The organism is Streptomyces changanensis (assembly GCF_024600715.1).
Classification (GTDB): domain Bacteria; phylum Actinomycetota; class Actinomycetes; order Streptomycetales; family Streptomycetaceae; genus Streptomyces; species Streptomyces changanensis.
In genome coordinates this window covers 813021-830976 of the sequence record NZ_CP102332.1, presented here as the reverse complement: position 1 = coordinate 830976, position 17956 = coordinate 813021, and the positions used below count along the sequence as shown (strand labels likewise).

Here is a 17956-nt window from a genome sequence, read left to right as displayed (position 1 = left end):
GCCCCGAGCCCGGAGCGCCCGGGCCGGAGCACCCGACGGGGGAGGAGCAGGGAGTGGGCGGCCCCGTCAGGCCGCCTCCCACTGGTGGGCGCGGCCGCCCCGCCACTCCACCATCCGCGGGTCGTCAAGGTCGACGTCGGGTTCGTCCAGCCCCGCGCGCCGTAGGAACTCCAGCAGGTCGGCGTCGTTGTGCGCCAGACCGAGGATCCGGCCGCGCACGGTGACGCGTCGCCCGCCGCTCGGGGTCGGACGGTGCACGACGATCGGGGCCTGTGGGGGCACAGCCCCAGGATGCGCCGGACCCGGCTTGATCGCAGCCGGCCGGGAGCGGACCGGGACCGGCGGGGCGCGCACCGGTCGGGGGCGCGAGGGCGCGGGGCCGGCGGACCGGCGCGGCGCGCACCGGTCGGAGGTACGGGCCGCGGGGCGGCGGGCACCGGTGGGGGTGGTGCACCGGCCGGGGAGGCGCGGCGGTCAGGCAGGCGGGCGCCGGCGCGGTTCACACCCCGTGTGAACCGCGTACGCGCACTTCCGCGCCGTGCGCCCTCCCGCGGCCGGCCCGGCACACGGCACCCTCATGGGTAAGGATTCCGGGCCGGAGAACCCCCGGGACCCGGGCCGCCGGTCACCCCCCCTACCGGCGGCCCCCCTCCTCTTCACGGCCCGCGGTACCGCAGTGCGGCGGTACCGCGGGCCGGTGGTGTCCGCGGTCAGGCGACAGCGTCGACGTCACCCTGTTGGGCGGCGGTCCACTTCAGGACCAGTGCCTGGTAGATCCGCTGCTCGTCCTCCGACAGGGGTCCGTCCGCGCGCGCCCAGAGTTCCCGGATGGCGCGGTTCAGGGCATCGGCGTCGGGCAGGGCGGGGTCGGGCACGGGCTTGGACATGCCGCCAGACTAATGGGCCATTCGGACGATCCGCTGTGACCCGCCACGCACCGTGACGATTCCCACGCCGCGGTCAGTGCGACGGCTGACCCGCGTCGGGGGTCAGCACACCCAGCCAGATCAGCGCGAACAGCGCCAGACCCAGCACTATCCGGTAGACCACGAACGGCATGAAGCTCCGCGTGGTGATGAACTTCATGAACCACGCGATGACGGCGTAGCCCACGCCGAAGGCCACCACGGTCGCGAAGACGGTCGGTCCCCAGGCGACGTGACCCTCGCCGACGGCCTTCAGCTCGAACAGACCGGACGCCAGGACGGCGGGGATGGCGAGGAGGAAGGAGTACCGGGCGGCCGCCTCGCGGGTGTAGTTCATCAGCAGGCCGCCGCTGATGGTCGCGCCCGACCGGGAGACCCCGGGGATCAGTGCCATCGCCTGGCACACTCCGAAGATCAGGCCGTCCTTCACGCCCAGGTCCCGCAGCGTCTTGGGGCCGGGCGAGGCCCGGTGCCTGCCGCCCTCCTGCGCCCGCGCCGCCAGCCGGTCGGCCACGCCGAGCACGATGCCCATGACGATCAGGGTGGTGGCGATCAGCCGCAGGTCGCGGAAGGGGCCCTCGATGTGCTCCTTGAGGGTCACGCCGAGCACGCCGATGGGGATCGAGCCGACGATCACCAGCCAGCCCATGCGCGCGTCGTGGTCCGAGCGCATCGTCCGGTCCGTCAGCGAGCGGAACCAGGCGGACAGGATGCGGCCGATGTCCTCGCGGAAGTAGATCAGCACCGCCGCCTCCGTGCCGATCTGCGTGATCGCCGTGAAGGCCGCGCCGGGGTCGTGCCAGCCGGCGAAGGCGGCGGTGAGGCGCAGGTGGGCGCTGGAGGAGATCGGGAGGAACTCCGTCAGCCCCTGGACGAGTCCGAGGATGAGCGATTCGAACCAATTCATGGGGCCAGGGCCGTCCCGAAATGTACGTGTGTGGTCGTTGGGGTCGGTGCAGCGTATCGCCTGAGGAGGAACGGACGGTGATCATCCGGTGTCGCGGAGCGGCGTCAGGAGGCGGGTGCCGCGCGCAACCGGTGCCGCTTGCGCCAGGCGACCAGCGCACCGGCCAGCGCGCTCACGACGATGAACCCGGCGGAGGCGAGGAACGCGGGGGACGTCGGCGACGCCGCCTGGGCCCCGGCGACCACATAGGCCGCAGTGTTCGGTACGCATCCCAGACCCGTGCCCGCGAGGAAGGGGAGGTAACCCATGCGGGAGATCGCCGCGCAGTAGTTGGCGGCGGCGAAGGGGACGCCGGGGAAGAGCCGGATCGCCAGCGTCGAGCGGAAGCCGTGCCGACTGAGCTGCCCGTCCGCCGCCGCCAGCCAGCGGCCGCGCAGGTACGGGCGCAGCGCGTCCCGGCCCAGCGCCCGGCCGAGCGCGAACGCGATGCCGGCCCCCAGGACGGTCCCGCCGACGGCCGCCGCCAGCCCGGCCTGCGTACCGAACAGGGCCCCCGCCGCCAGGTTCAACACGGGCCTCGGCACGAAGGCGGCGGTGCACAGGCCGTACGCGACCCCGAAGAGGACCGCCGCGCCGGCGACGCCCAGCTGCGGCGGCCAGCCGCCGTCCGCCAGCAGCCGGTGCGGCTCGTACGCGACGACGGCCGCCGCTCCGCCCGCGAGCAGGCAGACCAGGAGGGCCAGGCGCGCACCGGGCGACACCAGGAGGCGGGCACGGCGCGGGGCGGGACCGGCCGGGGGCCGGACGGCGGTCTGGAGCATCCGGGGAGCGTAACCGACGGCCCCCCGTGATCGCCGTGACCGAGAACCGCACCCGCGGCGGGAACCGGGGGCACCCCACCCGAAAACCCGTCGACGCGGGCGGTCCGGCCGGGGCAGGATCGTCGCCATGTTCCGGTACGCCTTCCTCGCAGCGCCGTCCGCAGTCGCGGACGCGCCGAAGGCTGCCGCCATCGTCCTGGACGGCGCCCGAAGCTGACCCTCCCCGGATCGTCCGGCGGACCCCGCAGGGGGAGGGTCGGTCAGGCCGAGGGGTCCCACCACGCTTCGAGTTCCGGAGAGGAACCACCCCGTCATGTCCAAGACGGCGTACGTGCGCACCAAGCCGCACCTCAACATCGGCACCATGGGCCACGTCGACCACGGGAAGACCACCCTCACGGCCGCCATCACCAAGGTCCTCAGCGAGCGCGGGGCCGGCGCCTTCGTCCCGTTCGACCGGATCGACCGCGCGCCGGAGGAGGCCCGACGCGGCATCACCATCAACCTGGCGCACGTCGAGTACGAGACCGACACCCGCCACTACGCGCACGTCGACATGCCCGGCCACGCCGACTACGTCAAGAACATGGTGACCGGCGCGGCCCAACTCGACGGTGCCGTCCTCGTGGTCTCCGCGGTCGACGGCGTCATGCCGCAGACCGCCGAGCACGTCCTGCTCGCTCGCCAGGTCGGCGTCGACCACATCGTCGTCGCCCTCAACAAGGCCGACGCCGGCGACGACGAGCTCACCGACCTCGTCGAGCTGGAGGTGCGCGAACTGCTCACCGCCCACGGGTACGGCGGCGACTCCGTCCCCGTCGTCCGGGTCTCCGGGCTCGGCGCCCTGCAGGGCGACCCGCGGTGGACGGCCTCGATCGAGGCGCTCCTCGACGCCGTCGACACGTACGTGCCGACGCCCGAGCGGTACGTGGACGCGCCGTTCCTCATGCCGATCGAGAACGTCCTCACCATCACCGGGCGGGGCACGGTCGTCACCGGCGCCGTCGAGCGCGGCACCGTGCGCGTCGGCGACCGGGTCGAGGTGCTCGGCGCGGACACCGAGACCGTCGTCACCGGCGTGGAGACCTTCGGCAAGCCGATGGACCGGGCGGAGGCGGGCGACAACGTCGCGCTGCTCCTGCGCGGCGTGCCGCGTGACGCCGTCCGCCGCGGGCACGTCGTGGCCCGGCCCGGCAGCGTCGTGCCGCGGCGGCGGTTCACCGCGCGGGTGTACGTCCTGTCGGCCCGCGAGGGCGGCCGCACCACCCCCGTCACGACCGGGTACCGGCCGCAGTTCTACATCCGCACCGCCGACGTGGTCGGCGACGTCGACCTGGGCGGTACGGGCGTCGCCCGCCCCGGCGAGACGGTCACCATGACCGTCGAGCTCGGGCGGGACGTCCCGCTGGAGCCGGGGCTCGGCTTCGCCGTCCGCGAGGGCGGCCGCACGGTCGGCGCGGGCACCGTGAGCGAACTGCTGTAGCGGTGCGCGCGGCTGGGAGAATGGGACGGTGACCGAGCCCCTCCCCGTCCTGCGCGCCGTCGACGGCGGCACCGCCAAGCTGATGCCGGACATCGACCGGGAGCGGGCGTGGCTGCTGACCGTCGACGGCGCGCCCCAGTCGTACGTCGACCTCGACGACCCCACGCATCTGGAGTTCGAGTACGCTCGCCGGCTCGCCCACGTCGTGGACGCCGCGGCCCACGAGGGCGCCCCCCTCGACGTCGTGCACCTGGGGGGAGGCGCCCTCACCCTGCCCCGGTACGTCGCGGTGACGCGGCCCGGCTCGCGGCAGGACGTCGTCGAGGCGGACCGGGGGCTGCTGGCGCTGGTGGAGGAGCACCTGCCCGTCCCGGAGGGCGCCGGCATCACCGTGCACGGAGCGGACGCGCGGGAGTGGCTCGCGGCGGCGCCCGCGGACTCGGCGGACATCGTCGTCGGCGACGTGTTCGGTGGCTCGCGCGTCCCCGCGCACCTGACCTCCGTCGAGTACGCGCGGGAGGTCGAGCGGGTGCTGCGGCCGGGCGGCTGCTACGTCGCGAACCTCGCCGACGGGGCGCCGTTCGCCTTCCTGCGCTCCCAGCTCGCCACGTTCGCGGCCCTCTTCGGCGAGCTCGCGCTCGTCGCCGAGCCGGCCGTGCTGCGCGGGCGGCGGTTCGGCAACGCGGTCCTGGTGGCCTCGCACGCGCCGCTCGACACGGCCCGGCTGACCCGCCGGGCGGCCGCCGACGCCTTCCCGGCGCGGGTGGAGCACGGCGAGGCGCTGGCCCGGCTGGTGGGGGACGCGCGGGTGGTGGGCGACGCGGACGCGGTGGCGTCGCCGGAGCCGCCGGGCGGAGCCTTCGGCATCGGCTGACCGAACACGGTCAGGCGCCCGGCGCCCGCCCGGTGGCGGTGTCGGCCCCGGTGGTCGAGGGCCGAGCCGGCTCCGGCCGCCTTTGCGTACCCGAACCGCCGGCGGTGTCCGCCACGGTGGCCGGTCCGGTGCCCGTGGCGGCTCCCGCGGTCGGTGTCCCGGTGGCGGGGGCGTCCGCCATGGCGACCGCTCCGGCGGCCTTGTCCGCCGCCGCGCCCGGCAGGCCCGGCGAAGGGACCCCCGGGCGGCCCGCGGCTTCCGGGTCGCGGCGCGTCAGGTTGCGCACGTCCGGGACGAGCAGCACCAGCGCCGTCACGACCACGATCAGCACCGCGCACCCCCACAGGGCCCGCGACCGGCCGAACGTGTCAGCGACCGGCCCGGCCAGGGCGGTCGACACCGGCAGCATCGCGGTCGAGCCGAACCAGTCGTAGGCGGAGACCCGCGACAGCTTGTCCTCCGGGATCTCCTGGTGCAGCGCGGTCATCCAGGCCACGCCGAAGGCCTCGACGGTCACCCCGGACACGAACATCACCGCCGCGAGGCCGGCGACCGGCAGCGGCACGGCGAGCGCCGCCGAGGGCAGCGCGAGCGGGAACACGCACAACGTGCCGACGAGCAGCATCCGGCGCGGCTTCCAACGCATCATCAGCACCGCGCCGGCGAGCGTGCCCACGCCGAACGCGGCGAGCGCCAGGCCCCAGGGCCGCGCGCCGCCCAGCGAGTCCCGGGCGACGAGCGGCCCGTACACGGACTCCGCCGCGCCGATGACGGCGACCACGATCGCGAACTGGGCGACGATCGCCCACAGCCAGGGGCGGCCGGCGACCTCCTTCCAGCCCTCGCGCAGATCGGCGAGCAGCCCGCCGCCGGCTGCCCGCTCGGGTATGTGCGACACGTCCAGGAAGGCGCGCAGCGCACCGGCGGCGGCGAACGCCGCGGCGTCGACGGCGAGGACCCAGCCGGGGCCGATCGCGGCGATCATGGCGCCGCCGAGCGCCGCTCCGCCGATCGCGGCGCCGTTCATGGACATGCGGAAGAGGGCGAAGGCCCGGCTCACCTGCTCCCCGCTGACGCTGGACATCAGCATGCCCTCGGCGGCGGGGTTGAAGAACGCCTGGCCGGTGCCGCCCAGGGCGGACAGCACCATCATGTGCCACAGGTCCGCCCGGCCGGTGAGCACGAGGACGGCGAAGAGCCCCTGCGAGACGCAGTTGAGGCTGTTCGCGGCGACCATCACGCGGTGGCGCGGCAGCCGGTCGGCGACCGCCCCGCCCACCAACAGGAAGAGGACGAGCGGCAGGGTGCGCGCGGCGGCGACCAGACCGACGTCGCCGGTGTCGCCGCCGGACTCCAGCACCGCGAACGCCGCCGCGATCAGGGCGCCGTGGCTGCCCAGGGACGTGATGACCGCGGCGCCGGTGAGCAGGACGTAGTTGCGTCCCGCCCACTCCGGGCGGCGTCGTCGCGGGCGGAGGGCGGCGGCGGGGGTTCTCACATCCCGGACTATCCCCGGTGGAACCCCGCGCCGCCAAACGGATTACCCGTCAGATCCGCGGAGGGAGGGAGCGGGCCCGGGCTCAGGAGCCCTCGGCCAGCCGGACCGTGCTGAGGATCTTCTGGATCGTGGCCTCCGGCACCTCGTCCGGAATGCCGGTGTTCCCGTACAGGACCCAGGAGACGAAGTCGCCCTTGGCGTTCTTGAAGGAGAACGCGATGGCCTTGCCGTCCGTGTCGCACTTGTTCTCGTGCTTGGTGCCGAGGGCCTTCGCCGTGGCGACGTGGCCGCTCACGCCGGACTTCGAGGTGTAGGGCACCGCCTTGGTGATCTTCACGGTGCCCTTGGGCTCGGTCTGCGCGTATCCCGCCCAGACCCAGCTGCCCGCCTCGTTGTACGCCGCCTCGGCGGTGTTCTTCGCGCCCTGGCCGCCCTTCGTGCCCGCGGAGGCGAGGCTCCACTTGTCCGGGGAGCCGTCCTTGTCGTCGTCGAAGGTGCACCACTCGCTCTTGTAGCGGCCCGGCGCCGACATGGTGACGACGGGGGAGCCGTCGCCCGCCTTCTCGTCCTCGAAGCCGGTGGCGACGCCCGAGCCGAGCACCTCCCAGTCGGCGGGTATGTCGAAGAGCGTGCCGCGCTTGGGGTTGTGGACGACCTTCCACCCCGGGACGGTCGGCTGGAGGGCCAACGAGCCGTCACGCGGGTTGCCGGAGGGCGACTGCGCCGGCTGCTGCACCGGGGCCGAGGGGGCCGAGGCGCTCTGGGACGGCGACGAACCGGCCGTGGCGGCGGGCTCCTTCTCCTCGCCGCCGAGGACCAGGTACCCCGTCACGCCGGCGGCGGCCAGGACCACGAGGGCGGCACCGATCGCGACGAGCGTCGTCTTCTTCTTGTCGTCGTTCGACGGCACCGGCGGGCCCGGAGGCTGCCCGGGCACCGCGTACTGCGGCACGGTGGGCTGCTGGTACGGGTTGTGCTGCGGGTACCCCTGCTGCTGGTACCCCGGCTGCTGGTACGGGTTCGGCTGTGGGTATCCCGGCTGCTGATAGGGATGGGGTGTGTTCGGGTCCTGCGGGTTCTGCTCGCCCCCGGGCGGCTGCTGTCCTGGCCACATGGGCTGTAACCATAGAGGGGAGGGGTGCGGGGTGCCATGCCCGGCCCCGTGCGGAAGGCTTCCCCGTCAAGCTACTGCCTGGTAACTTCGGGGCATGTCCGAGACGCTGCCGAACATCGGCGAGATGCTGCTGGCCACGGTTCCCATGGCCAAGACCCTGAACCTGGAGGTCGTCGAGGCGACCGCCGATCGCGCCGTGCTGCGCCTCCCCGACCAGCGGGACTTCCACAACCACGTCGGGGGCCCGCACGCCGGCGCCATGTTCACGCTCGGCGAGTCGGCCAGCGGCGCCATCGTCATCGGCGCCTTCGGGGACCAGATGGGGCGGGCCGTCCCGCTCGCCGTCAACGCGGAGATCGGCTACAAGAAGCTCGCCATGGGCGTGGTCACCGCCACCGCCACGCTGGGCCGCACCCGCGACGAGGTCATCGCCGAACTCGACGCGGGGCAGCGCCCCGAGTTCCCCGTACACATCGCGATCACGCGTGAGGACGGCGCGGTCACGGGCGAGATGACCATCACCTGGACGCTGCGTCCGCAGTCCTGAGCGACACCGCCCGCACCGCAGGCGCGGCCCGTGCCGCCCGCCGGCCCGCGACGGATCGCACCGCCCCGCCCCCGCACCCGCCCCCGGGTACGGGGGCGGCGCCATAGCCGGCCGCCGCGCCTCGCCGACCCGGCCGCCGCGCCTCGCGCACCCGGCCGCCGCGCCCGTCCGTCGAGGCGGGCAACCGGGCGGTCCCTCCCGGCGTCTCCCCCCGTGACCAGCGGCCCGCCCACGCGTCCGGGAGCCGCCCCCGTGACCCGGTAGGCTGCCTGCCCCCAGGGGTCACCTGTCGATACGGAGGAACCGGCGTTGCACGTCCAGGAGTGGCTCGAGACCGTCCCCGCGGTCAGCATCTACATCCTGGTGGGTGTGGTGATCGGGCTGGAGAGCCTCGGGATCCCGCTGCCGGGCGAGATCGTCCTCGTCAGTTCGGCGCTGCTCGCGTCCCAGCACGGGGAGATCGACCCGTACGTCCTGGGCGCCTGCGCCACGGCCGGCGCGATCATCGGGGACTCGATCGGGTACGCCATCGGCCGCAAGGGCGGCAGGCCGCTGCTGGCGTGGCTGGGCGGCAAGTTCCCCCGGCACTTCAGCGAGACCAACATCGCGATGGCCGAGCGGTCCTTCGAGAAGTGGGGCATGTGGGCCGTCTTCTTCGGCCGGTTCGTGGCGCTGCTGCGGATCTTCGCCGGGCCGCTGGCCGGCGTGCTGCGCATGCCGTACTGGAAGTTCCTCGTCGCGAACGTCTTCGGCGGCATCCTGTGGGCCGGCGGCACGACCGCGGTCGTCTACTCCGTGGGCGTCGTCGCCGAGGCGTGGCTGAAGCGCTTCTCGTGGCTCGGCCTCGTCCTCGCGGTCGCCGTGGGCCTCACCTCGATGCTCGTCCTGCGCAGCCGCGCGAAGAAGGCCGCCGCCAGGTCCGAGGCCGAGCGCGACGCCGCGGCCGCCGGGCGGCCGCACCAGGACCCCGTCCCCGCCGCGGTCGCGGCCACGGCCGCGGCCGACTGACGGGGACGGCGCCGGCGCCGCCGCGGGGGTACCGGTCAGGCCCCCGCGGCGTGCGCCTCGCGGTGCGCCCGCGCCAGCTCCAGGTACATCGCGGCGTTCACCCGGATGCCCTCCCGCTCCTCGTCGGTCAGCTGCCGCCGCACCTTCGCGGGGACGCCCGCGACGAGCGAGCCGGGCGGGACCCGCATGCCCTGCGGGACCAGCGCCTGCGCCGCGATGAGCGAACCGGCCCCGATGTGCGCGCCGTTCAGCACGGTCGCGCCCATGCCGACCAGGACGTCGTCCTCGACGGTGCACCCGTGCAGGACGGCGTTGTGGCCGACGGAGACCCGTTCGCCGACCGTCACCGGAAAGCCCGGGTCGACGTGGACGGTGCAGTTGTCCTGGATGTTGCTGTCCGCGCCCAGGACGATCGGACCCATGTCCGCGCGGAGCACGGCGTGGTACCAGACGCTCGACCCCGGTCCCATCGTCACCTCGCCCACCACCACGGAGGTCGGCGCGGCGAAGGCCGTGCCGTCCACCTCCGGCTCCCTGCCGCCCACGGCGGTGATCAGCGGTCCTCGCGTCATCTCGGCTCCTCGTGCGCTCGCGTGCGCTCTCGTGCGTCGGACGGGCGGCGGTGTCGCGCCCCGTCCTCCCGTCGTGCCCGAGGGAACCGTAGGCGACGGCCGGGCCGGGCCGGACGGTGGGGCGAACATCACAGCGCCGCGCTGTGACCGGCGCCGATCGGGCGCACTACCGTGGCCGGGTGCCCAGCAGCAGAAACACGTTCTCGTTCGCGTCGCTCGCCGCCTGGCGCCGCCGGGCGCTGTCGGCCGCGGTGCACCGGGGCTGGCGCTGGGTGCAGCAGACCGGCGCGGTGACGGCCGAACGGCCGGGTCCCCTGCGCTTCCGGCGCATCGGCGCCGGCACGAAGCTGGCCTTCCCCCAGGGCGCGGTCTTCGGCGAGGCGTGGATCGAGCTGGGCGAGTGCTGCATCATCGGCGAGCAGGTGACCCTCAGCGCCGGCATGCTGCCCGGCCTCGACCTCGGCCCCGACCCCGTGGTGACCCTCGGCGACGGCGTGGTCCTCGGGCGGGGCAGCCACGTGGTGGCGGACGCGCCCGTGACGATCGGCCGCGACACCTTCTGCGGACCGTACGTCTACATCACCTCGACCAACCACAGCTACGACGACCCGCACGAGCCGATCGGCCGGCAGTGGCCGCGCTCCGCCCCCGTGGAGATCGGCCCCGGCTGCTGGCTCGGCACGGGGGCGGTGGTCCTGCCGGGCGCGCGCCTCGGCCGGAACGTCGTCGTCGCCGCCGGGGCCGTCGTGCGGGGCGAGGTGCCGGACCACGCCGTGGTCGCCGGGGCGCCGGCCCGCGTCGTACGCCGCTGGGACGCCGACACCGGGTGGCAGCCCCCGCTGCGCACGCCGCCGCCGGTACCGATTCCGGACCACGTCACAGCGGCGCAGCTCGCGGCACTGGCCCACTGGGAAGGCCGCTGACGCGCCCGCCGGCGCGGCGCCCGCCCGCCACGCGCCGGCCGCCAGCCCGCTGACGCGACGCCTGCCCGCCGTCACCCCGCTGGCGCACCCGTCGCCACCCCGCTGACGCACTGCCGGTGCGGCGCCCCTCCCGCCAGGGGCCCGTCGCCACCCCGGCGGACCGCCTGACTGGCCGCCCTCCTGCGAGGGCGCCCAGTATGGAGGGTGAGGTGGATGGCGAAGTGTCCAGCGAGGGTGGCGGCGCGGCTGGGGCTCCGGGACTGCGGGCGGACCCCGCGGGCGGCGCCCCCGGTGCCGCCTGGCCGCCCGGTGGCGCGCCCCCGGCCGCCGGGCGGGCGCTGATGTTCGCCGGGGCGAGACTGGCGGCGGTGTACGCGCCGAGCCGGGGCGGCAGGGAGCTGCGGCTCGTCGGACCGGTGGGGGAGTCGGGCGTGCCGCCGGAGTGGCCCGCCGGCTACGCCGTGTCCGGGCGGTCGGCCGTGGCCGACGCGTACCGCGGCGGCCGCGCCCTGTGGCTCGGCCCGGACGAGCCGGCGGAGCGCCGCGCGGCCGTCCCGGGGACGGTCGCCGCCGACGCCTCGCTGGGCGTGCTCCCGATCGGCGCGGACGACCGACGCCTCGGCTGCCTGGTCGTGGTCGACGGTACCGGCGAGGGCTTCGACACCGACCGGCGCGCCTTCCTGGAGCTGTACGCCGAACAGGTCGCCGCCCGGATCGAGGCGGGCGCCGCCCCCGGCGCGGCGGTCGGCCCCGGTATGACGGCCACCCCCGGCGCGGCGGCGCCCGGCGCCGCGCCGGGGGGGATCGGCGCCGCGGGCCGGCCGGGCGCGGTCCCGGTGGCGGAAGGAGGGCGGGTCCACGGCGGCCTGCTGCCCGACCACGCCCTCACCACCGGACCGCTCGGCTCGTTCACCCTCGCCCTCCACACCGGCCGCATCACCGCGGACCCGTCGATGCTGGAGCTGGTCGACATCGACCCCGGGGAGTTCGACGGCCGCGTCGAGACGCTCCTCGCCCACGCCGTCCCCGACGACCTGCCCACCCTCATGTCCCTCGTCGAGCCCGGCAAGGGCGCCCCGGCCAGCCGCGAGCTGGAGTTCCGGGTCCGCCGGCCCACCGGCGAACTGCGCTGGCTGCGGCTGCGCTGCCGGGTGCTGGAGGACCCGGCGGGACGGCCCGAGCGGGTCCTCGGCGTCGTCGTCGACGCGTCCTCGCTGCGCCCGGAGACCGACGAGGTCGCACTCGTCCAGCGGCTGTCGGCCGCCCTCGCCGCCACGATGACCGCCCGCGACGTCGCCCTCGCCGTCGTCGAGGCGCTGCGCGACCCGCTCGTCGGAGCCGACCGCGTCGCCGTCGCCGGACTGGAGGCCGACCGGCTCGTCGTCACCGTCCTCGACCCGCCCGATCCCGCCGCCTGGCCGGACATCTGGCGCTCCGAGTGGCGCTCCGAATGGCCCGACACCCCGCTGCGCGCGCTGCCCACCCTCGCCACCGCGCTCCGCGAGGTCCGGGTCGGCCTCTGCCCGGCGGGCGCGGAGCTCGAACCGGCGCTGGAGGGCGTCGGACCCGGCGGGCTGGCCCTCCTGCCGCTGCCGGCCGAGGGCCGTGTCATCGGTGCGTGCCTCGCCGGCTGGGACACGCCGCACGAGTTCGGCGCCGAGGAGCGGTCCCTGCTCACCGCGACCGCCGGACTGGTCGGCCAGGCCCTCCGGCGCGCCCACGCCTTCGACGCCCAGCACGAACTCGCCACGACCCTCCAGCGCAGCCTGCTGCCCCGCCGGCTCCCCGCCCTCGCCGGCGGCGTCGCCGTGGCCCGCTACCTGCCCGCCATGGTCGGCCTGGAGGTGGGCGGCGACTGGTACGACGTCATCCCCCTGTCCGACAGCCGCGTCGGGCTCGTCATCGGGGACGTCCAGGGCCACAGCGCCGGGGCGGCCACCATCATGGGCCAGATCCGCACGGCCATCCGGGCGTACGCGGTGGAGGGCCATCCGCCGGACGTCGTCGTCTCCCACGCCAACCGGCTCCTCGTCGGCATGGAGACCGACCTCTTCGCCACCTGCTGCTACGTCGAGCTCGACATGGAGGAGGGCGACGCCTGGATCGTCCGCGCCGGGCACCTCGCCCCGCTGCTGCGCCACCCGGACGGCGCCACGGAGGAGATCGACACCGAGGGCGGCCTCCCGCTCGGCATCCTCGCCGACGCCGACTACCCGATCACCGCCGCCGGGCTCGTCCCCGGCACGGTCCTCGCCCTCCTCACGGACGGGCTCGTCGAGTCCGCCGCCCTCCACCTGGAGGACGGCATGCGCCGGATGCGCGGGCTGCTGGCGGCGGCCGACCCGTCCGACGCCGGGCGCATGGCCGACGGGCTCCTCGGCGACGGCTCCCGCCGCGACGACGACGTGGCGCTGCTCCTCCTGCGCTACGACGGGACGAGCGTCCGGCCCATCCGGGCCGGGTGGACCGTGTGGCGGCTGCCGGACGCCGTCATGCACGCCCGCCGCTTCACCGCCCGCACCCTGCGAGGCTGGGGGGTGGCCGAGGAGGCCGACGCCGCCCTGCTCGTCGTCTCCGAACTGGTCACCAACGCACTGATCCACACCCAGGGCCCCGTCCGGCTCGACCTCACGCTCGCGGGCGACCGGATGCGGATCGCCGTGACCGACGCCTCGCCGCGGGCCCCCGCCAAACCGGTCGTCGCCGACTGGGAGTCCACCGGGGGACGGGGGCTGCTGCTGGTCGAGGCCATGTCGGCGACCTGGGGCTCGGTGCCGGTCAGCGGCGGCAAGCAGGTGTGGAGCGAGTTCGTCGTCGACCCCGCGCCCGGGCCCGTGGACGCGGGCGCAGGTGCCGCCCCGCCGGGCGGTCCGTGAGGAGGAGGTGGTCCCCGTGCTTCCCGTGGTCCCCCTGTGGCGGCGGCGGCGTCGCCGGCGCGGCCGCCGCCGGCCCGCCGTCGCCGCGGCGCTGTCGCTCGCGGTGGCCCTCGCCGCCTGCGGTACGGCCGACCAGGCGTACCTGGACGGCGGGCCGCGCCCCGAGACGGAGTTCACGCCCAGGATCGGCCTCCTGTTGCCCGACACGCACACCGCGCGGTGGGAGACGTTCGACCGGCCGCTGTTCGAGGCGAAGGTCCTCCAGCTGTGCCCCGGGTGCGCCGTGGAGTACGCCAACGCCCAGGGCGGCGTGGCGACCCAGAAAGCCCAGGTCGAATCGATGATCACCAAGGGGGTCGACGTCCTCGTCCTCGACCCCGTCGACGCCCGCGCCCTCAGCTCCTCGGTACGCAAGGCGGACCGGGCGGGCGTCCCCGTCGTCAGCTACGACCGGCTCGCGGAAGGCCCCGTCTCCGGCTACGTCTCCTTCGACGGCCGCCAGATCGGCAGGATCCAGGGGAAAGCCCTCCTCACCGCCATGGGTCCCGCCGCGGACGGCGGACAGATCGTCATGGTGAACGGCGACCCCGCCGACCCGAACGCGGCCGCGCTGGAGCGCGGCGCACTGGACGTCCTGCGCGGCAAGGTGCGGATCGGCAAGTCGTACGACACGGACCGGTGGCGCCCGGAGATCGCCCACACCGACATGACCGGCGCCGTCGCCGCGCTCGGCGCGGGGAACATCGACGGCGTGTACGCCGCCAACGACGGACTCGCCGGCGGGGCCATCGCCTCGATGAAGGCCAACTTCATCAGGCCGCTCCCGCCGGTGACCGGGCAGGACGCCGACCTCTCCGCCATCCGGCGGATCCTGGTGGGAGAGCAGTACATGACGGTGTACAAGCCGTTCGGGCCGCAGGCCGAGGCCGCCGCCGCGATGGCCGTCGCGCTCGGCCGCGGCGACCCGCTGGACGCCGTCGCCCCGCACGTGGCAGGCGACGGCACCGGGCGGCGCGTACCGGCCGTGCTGCTCACCCCGGTACCCGTCACGGCCGCCACGATCGGGGACACGGTCGTCCGGGACGGCATGTACACCGTCGCCCGGATCTGCACCCCGGAGTACGCCTCGGCGTGCGCGAAGGCCGGACTCACCGTGTAATCGGGCGGAGAGGAGGTGGTTCGCCGTGTCGGTCCCGCCCCTGCTGTCGCTGCGCGGGATCTGCAAGCGCTTCGGCGCCGTCCAGGCCCTCGACGACGTGGAGCTGGAGGTCAGGGCCGGTGAGGTCGTCGCCCTCATGGGCGACAACGGCGCCGGCAAGTCCACCCTCGTCAAGGTCATCGCCGGGGTCGGCCCCGCCGACGCTGGCACCGTCGAGTGGGAGGGCCGCCCCGTCCGGATGAAACGCCCCGACGACGCCCACGCCCTCGGCATCGCGACCGTCTACCAGGACCTCGCGCTGTGCGACAACCTCGACGTGGTCGCCAACCTGTTCCTCGGCCGCGAGCCGTGCCGGGTCGGTCTCCTCGACGAGGTCGGGATGGAGCGGCGCACCCGGGACCTGCTGGGGTCGCTCGCCATCCACGAACCGGACCTGAGGGCGCCCGTGGCCGCCCTCTCCGGCGGCGAACGGCAGACCGTCGCGATCTCCCGCGCGCTCGTCGGCGAACCGCGGCTGCTCCTCCTCGACGAGCCGACCGCGGCCCTCGGCGTCCAGCAGACCAGCCGCTTCCTCGACCTCGTCGAGTCGCTGCGCGACCGGGGCACGGGCGTGCTGCTGATCAGCCAGAACCTGGGTGACATCAAGGCCGTCGCCGACCGCGTCGCCGTACTGCACCTCGGCCGGAACAACGGGTTCTTCGACGTGGGCACCACCGCGCAGGAGCAGATCATCTCGGCCGTCACCGGTGTCACCACCCTCCACGGCGCGGGCCGCCGTCCGCCCCACGCGCGCCGGGGGGAGCGGTGAACGCGCTCCGGCGGGTCCTCAGGAGCGGCGGCGGCGCCCTCGCCCGGCGGCTGAGCGGCGGCGAGCTCGGGGCGCTTCCGGTCGTCGCCGGCGTCGTCGTGATCTGGACGGTCTTCCAGATCCTCAACTCCAACTTCCTGTCCCCGCGGAACCTGTCCAACCTCAGCGTCGACATCGTCGGCACCGGGATGATCGCCGTCGGGGTGGTCTTCGTCCTGCTGATCGGCGAGATCGACCTGTCCGTCGGCTCCGTCAGCGGACTGGCCGCCGCCGTGTTCGCCGTGCTCAACGTGGAGCGCGGCGTGCCGGAGTGGCTCGCCGTCCTGGTCGCCGTGGCCGGCGGGGCCCTGGCCGGCTCGGTCCACGGTTCGTTCGTCGCCCGGGCGGGCGCGCCGGCGTTCGTGGTCACCCTCGCGGGGCTGCTCGGCTGGAACGGCCTGATGCTGTACGTCCTCGGCACCAGGGGCACGGTCAACCTCGACGAGGGAGGACTCGTCGCCGAGCTGACCGGCTTCTACTTCCACGACGTGGCCGCGGCCTACTCGCTGGCGGCGTTCGGCACCCTCGTCTGCTTCCTCGTCCACTACGGGGACCGCCGCCGGCGCCGGGCCGCGGGCCTGCCGCACCGGCGGCTCACGGAGGTCGCCGTACGGACCGGCGCGGTCGCGCTCGTGGCGTTCGCCGCCGCGCACGTCCTCAACCGCTTCCAGGGGCTGCCGCTGGCGCTGCTCGCCTTCCTGGCCGTCGTCGGGGGCCTCGACCTCGTCCTGCGCCGCACCCGGTACGGGCGGAGCGTCTACGCGCTCGGCGGCGGGATCGAGCCGGCCCGCCGTGCCGGCATCGACGTGGTGCGCGTGCGGGTGTCGGTCTTCGTGCTGTCGGGGACGATGGCCGCGGTCGGCGGGCTGTTCCTCGCGTCGCGCATCACCTCGGTCAGCCAGACGTCAGGGTCGGGGCTGCTGCTGATGAACGCCATCGCCGCGGCCGTCATCGGCGGCACGAGCCTCTTCGGGGGGCGCGGCACGACCTGGTCCGCCCTGCTCGGCATGCTCGTCATCCAGTCGATCGCCTCCGGGATGTCCCTGCTGGGCATCCAGGCGGCCGTCCAGTTCATGGTGACCGGCTGCGTGCTGCTGGCGGCGGTGGTCCTGGACAGCGTGACGCGGCGCACCCGCCGGGAGCACGGCAGGGCCTGACGGGGGCGCGGCAGGGGTGGGCCCGCGGGTTCGCGTGCCGGGTTGGGCCCGTGCCGGGGTGTGCGCGGCTCGGTGGGACCGTGCGGGGTCGGGCCCCGCCCCCGGTCGGGACCGCGCCGGGTCGGGCCGGCCCCGGACTGGGTCCGCGCCGGGGTGTGCCCCGGCCGGAGGCCGGGGATGCGGCGGCGGAGGTCAGACCAGGCCGAGCGCGGGGATCTCGATCGCGGGGCAGCGGTCCATCACCATGTCCAGGCCGGCGGCGCGCGTGCGTTCCCACGCCTCCTCGTCCACGACGCCGAGCTGGAACCAGACCGCCCGGGCCCCCTTCGCCACCGCCTCGTCCGCGATGGCCCCGGCCAGGGCGCTGTGGACGAAGACGTCCACGACGTCCACCGGGAAGGGGATGTCGGCCAGGGTCGCGTACCCCTTCTCGCCGTGCACGGCCTCGGCCTTGGGATGCACCGGCACGATCCGCTTGCCGAAGCGCTGGAGCACGGCGGCCACGCCGTACGCCGCGCGGGACCGGTTGCCGGACAGGCCGACGACGGCCCAGGTGTCGCCGGTCTCGGTGAGGATCCTGCGGATGGTCTCCGTGTCGCCGTACACGTGCGTTCTCCCACCTGTCCTGGCCCCCTGCCGGGGCCGCTTCGTAGCGGGCAACCGCGCCGCGCCGCCCGCCATTCCCCGACGGCGTCCGCCGTGCCGGACCTCCGGTGGCGCCGGCGGCGACGGGAGGGCCGGGAGGAGGAAAGTCTTCCCTCAACGCTCGGATAGTGTAACTATCTGATTGTAGGTAGTGTCGCTATCCGTTCGCTGCTGGCCGAGGAGTCCCGCCATGCCCACGATCCCCTGGACCGCCCCCACCACCCCGCCGTCGAACGCCCCGGCCTACGTCATGGCCTCGCGCTTCGAGGTGCGCTCCCTGACGGACGTGCCGCGCTTCCTCCTCCGGTCGTTCGCCGCCTGGCGCCAGCTCGCCACCGCCCCCGGCGCCTACGGGGCCTCGCTCGTCGCCCGGCCGCTGCGGCGGACCTTCTACACGCTCTCCGCCTGGCAGGACCGCGACGCCCTGTACGCCTACGCCCGCGCCGAACCTCACGGGACGATCATGAAGGAGCTGCGCTCCACGACCCGGGACTCCGCCTTCACCTACTGGGAGACGACCACCGACGCCCTGCCGGTCCAGTGGGACGAGGCGTGGCGGCGCCTGGCGGAGGACGCCACCCCCAGCGGCCGGTGAACCA

17 protein-coding genes and 1 pseudogene are annotated in these 17956 nt (G+C 75.1%); 10 read left to right on the top strand and 8 right to left on the bottom strand.

Annotation, left to right across the window (positions count from 1 at the left end):
* Nucleotides 1-66: 66 nt before the first annotated feature.
* From NRO40_RS03580 to NRO40_RS03565, 4 genes are all read right to left on the bottom strand, one after another.
* Nucleotides 67-282: a hypothetical protein gene (locus tag NRO40_RS03580; protein WP_058941249.1), complete on the bottom strand. Its 216-nt coding sequence runs from the start codon at nucleotides 280-282 to the stop codon at nucleotides 67-69.
* Nucleotides 283-710: 428 nt separating this feature from the next.
* The gene (locus NRO40_RS03575) at nucleotides 711-887 is read right to left on the bottom strand and encodes a hypothetical protein (protein ID WP_198549289.1); all 177 of its coding nucleotides are present in this window, start codon (nucleotides 885-887) and stop codon (nucleotides 711-713) included.
* A 73-nt stretch (nucleotides 888-960) separates the two neighbouring features.
* Nucleotides 961-1833, bottom strand: a complete 873-nt coding sequence (locus NRO40_RS03570; protein ID WP_058941250.1) for an undecaprenyl-diphosphate phosphatase — start codon at nucleotides 1831-1833, stop codon at nucleotides 961-963.
* A 104-nt stretch (nucleotides 1834-1937) separates the two neighbouring features.
* Nucleotides 1938-2654, bottom strand: coding sequence for a TVP38/TMEM64 family protein (locus tag NRO40_RS03565; protein ID WP_058941251.1), 717 nt, complete (start codon nucleotides 2652-2654; stop codon nucleotides 1938-1940).
* 313 nt (nucleotides 2655-2967) lie between these two features.
* Here NRO40_RS03565 and tuf point away from each other — a divergent pair, with 313 nt between their 5' ends.
* Both tuf and NRO40_RS03555 read left to right on the top strand, forming a co-directional pair.
* Nucleotides 2968-4137, top strand: coding sequence for an elongation factor Tu (gene tuf, locus NRO40_RS03560; RefSeq protein WP_058941252.1), 1170 nt, complete (start codon nucleotides 2968-2970; stop codon nucleotides 4135-4137).
* A gap of 28 nt (nucleotides 4138-4165) precedes the next feature.
* A complete protein-coding gene (locus NRO40_RS03555; RefSeq protein WP_058941253.1) occupies nucleotides 4166-5011 on the top strand; it encodes a spermidine synthase in 846 nt (281 codons plus the stop codon).
* Nucleotides 5012-5201: 190 nt separating this feature from the next.
* Here NRO40_RS03555 and NRO40_RS03550 read toward each other — a convergent pair.
* Nucleotides 5202-6509, bottom strand: a pseudogene (locus tag NRO40_RS03550) (MFS transporter); the annotation flags it as partial.
* An 82-nt stretch (nucleotides 6510-6591) separates the two neighbouring features.
* Entirely contained in the window at nucleotides 6592-7623 is a 1032-nt protein-coding gene (locus NRO40_RS03545; protein WP_058941254.1) for a hypothetical protein, read from the bottom strand.
* Nucleotides 7624-7717: 94 nt separating this feature from the next.
* On the opposite strand from NRO40_RS03545, the gene NRO40_RS03540 reads away from it, so the two are divergent.
* Both NRO40_RS03540 and NRO40_RS03535 read left to right on the top strand, forming a co-directional pair.
* Nucleotides 7718-8170 (top strand): DUF4442 domain-containing protein, encoded by a 453-nt coding sequence (locus NRO40_RS03540; protein ID WP_058941255.1) that lies wholly within the window; start codon nucleotides 7718-7720, stop codon nucleotides 8168-8170.
* A gap of 309 nt (nucleotides 8171-8479) precedes the next feature.
* Nucleotides 8480-9178 (top strand): DedA family protein, encoded by a 699-nt coding sequence (locus NRO40_RS03535; protein ID WP_058941256.1) that lies wholly within the window; start codon nucleotides 8480-8482, stop codon nucleotides 9176-9178.
* A 35-nt stretch (nucleotides 9179-9213) separates the two neighbouring features.
* On the opposite strand, the gene NRO40_RS03530 is transcribed toward NRO40_RS03535, so the two are convergent.
* On the bottom strand, nucleotides 9214-9750 hold the full coding sequence (locus tag NRO40_RS03530) for a gamma carbonic anhydrase family protein (protein WP_058941257.1): 537 nt from the start codon (nucleotides 9748-9750) through the stop codon (nucleotides 9214-9216).
* A 179-nt stretch (nucleotides 9751-9929) separates the two neighbouring features.
* Here NRO40_RS03530 and NRO40_RS03525 point away from each other — a divergent pair, with 179 nt between their 5' ends.
* The 5 genes from NRO40_RS03525 to NRO40_RS03505 all read left to right on the top strand — a co-directional run bounded on the left by NRO40_RS03525 (nucleotide 9930) and on the right by NRO40_RS03505 (nucleotide 16712).
* Nucleotides 9930-10673: an acyltransferase gene (locus NRO40_RS03525; RefSeq protein ID WP_058941298.1), complete on the top strand. Its 744-nt coding sequence runs from the start codon at nucleotides 9930-9932 to the stop codon at nucleotides 10671-10673.
* A gap of 221 nt (nucleotides 10674-10894) precedes the next feature.
* Nucleotides 10895-13549 (top strand): SpoIIE family protein phosphatase, encoded by a 2655-nt coding sequence (locus NRO40_RS03520; protein ID WP_408056973.1) that lies wholly within the window; start codon nucleotides 10895-10897, stop codon nucleotides 13547-13549.
* 16 nt (nucleotides 13550-13565) lie between these two features.
* Entirely contained in the window at nucleotides 13566-14708 is a 1143-nt protein-coding gene (locus NRO40_RS03515; RefSeq protein ID WP_408056972.1) for a sugar ABC transporter substrate-binding protein, read from the top strand.
* Between the two features lie 25 nt (nucleotides 14709-14733).
* Complete coding sequence (locus tag NRO40_RS03510; protein ID WP_058941258.1) at nucleotides 14734-15516, top strand: ATP-binding cassette domain-containing protein; 783 nt, start codon at nucleotides 14734-14736, stop codon at nucleotides 15514-15516.
* Nucleotides 15513-16712: a sugar ABC transporter permease gene (locus tag NRO40_RS03505; RefSeq protein WP_058941259.1), complete on the top strand. Its 1200-nt coding sequence runs from the start codon at nucleotides 15513-15515 to the stop codon at nucleotides 16710-16712. The genes NRO40_RS03510 and NRO40_RS03505 overlap by 4 nt, the downstream gene beginning before the upstream one ends.
* Nucleotides 16713-16904: 192 nt before the next feature.
* Here the strand turns inward: NRO40_RS03505 and NRO40_RS03500 are convergent, their stop codons facing one another.
* Nucleotides 16905-17318, bottom strand: coding sequence for a CoA-binding protein (locus NRO40_RS03500; protein WP_058941260.1), 414 nt, complete (start codon nucleotides 17316-17318; stop codon nucleotides 16905-16907).
* Between the two features lie 229 nt (nucleotides 17319-17547).
* Here NRO40_RS03500 and NRO40_RS03495 point away from each other — a divergent pair, with 229 nt between their 5' ends.
* Nucleotides 17548-17952, top strand: coding sequence for a hypothetical protein (locus tag NRO40_RS03495; RefSeq protein WP_058941261.1), 405 nt, complete (start codon nucleotides 17548-17550; stop codon nucleotides 17950-17952).
* The last annotated feature ends 4 nt before the right edge of the window (nucleotides 17953-17956 follow it).

Excerpts from the sequence above, each read along its gene's own strand:
- NRO40_RS03575 (WP_198549289.1), bottom strand. The coding sequence starts at position 887 with ATGTCCAAGCCCGTGCCCGACCCCGCCCTGCCCGACGCCGATGCCCTG.
- NRO40_RS03570 (WP_058941250.1), bottom strand. The coding sequence starts at position 1,833 with ATGAATTGGTTCGAATCGCTCATCCTCGGACTCGTCCAGGGGCTGACG.
- NRO40_RS03565 (WP_058941251.1), bottom strand. The coding sequence starts at position 2,654 with ATGCTCCAGACCGCCGTCCGGCCCCCGGCCGGTCCCGCCCCGCGCCGT.
- tuf (WP_058941252.1), top strand. The coding sequence starts at position 2,968 with ATGTCCAAGACGGCGTACGTGCGCACCAAGCCGCACCTCAACATCGGC.
- NRO40_RS03545 (WP_058941254.1), bottom strand. The coding sequence starts at position 7,623 with ATGTGGCCAGGACAGCAGCCGCCCGGGGGCGAGCAGAACCCGCAGGAC.
- NRO40_RS03540 (WP_058941255.1), top strand. The coding sequence starts at position 7,718 with ATGTCCGAGACGCTGCCGAACATCGGCGAGATGCTGCTGGCCACGGTT.
- NRO40_RS03530 (WP_058941257.1), bottom strand. The coding sequence starts at position 9,750 with ATGACGCGAGGACCGCTGATCACCGCCGTGGGCGGCAGGGAGCCGGAG.
- NRO40_RS03495 (WP_058941261.1), top strand. The coding sequence starts at position 17,548 with ATGCCCACGATCCCCTGGACCGCCCCCACCACCCCGCCGTCGAACGCC.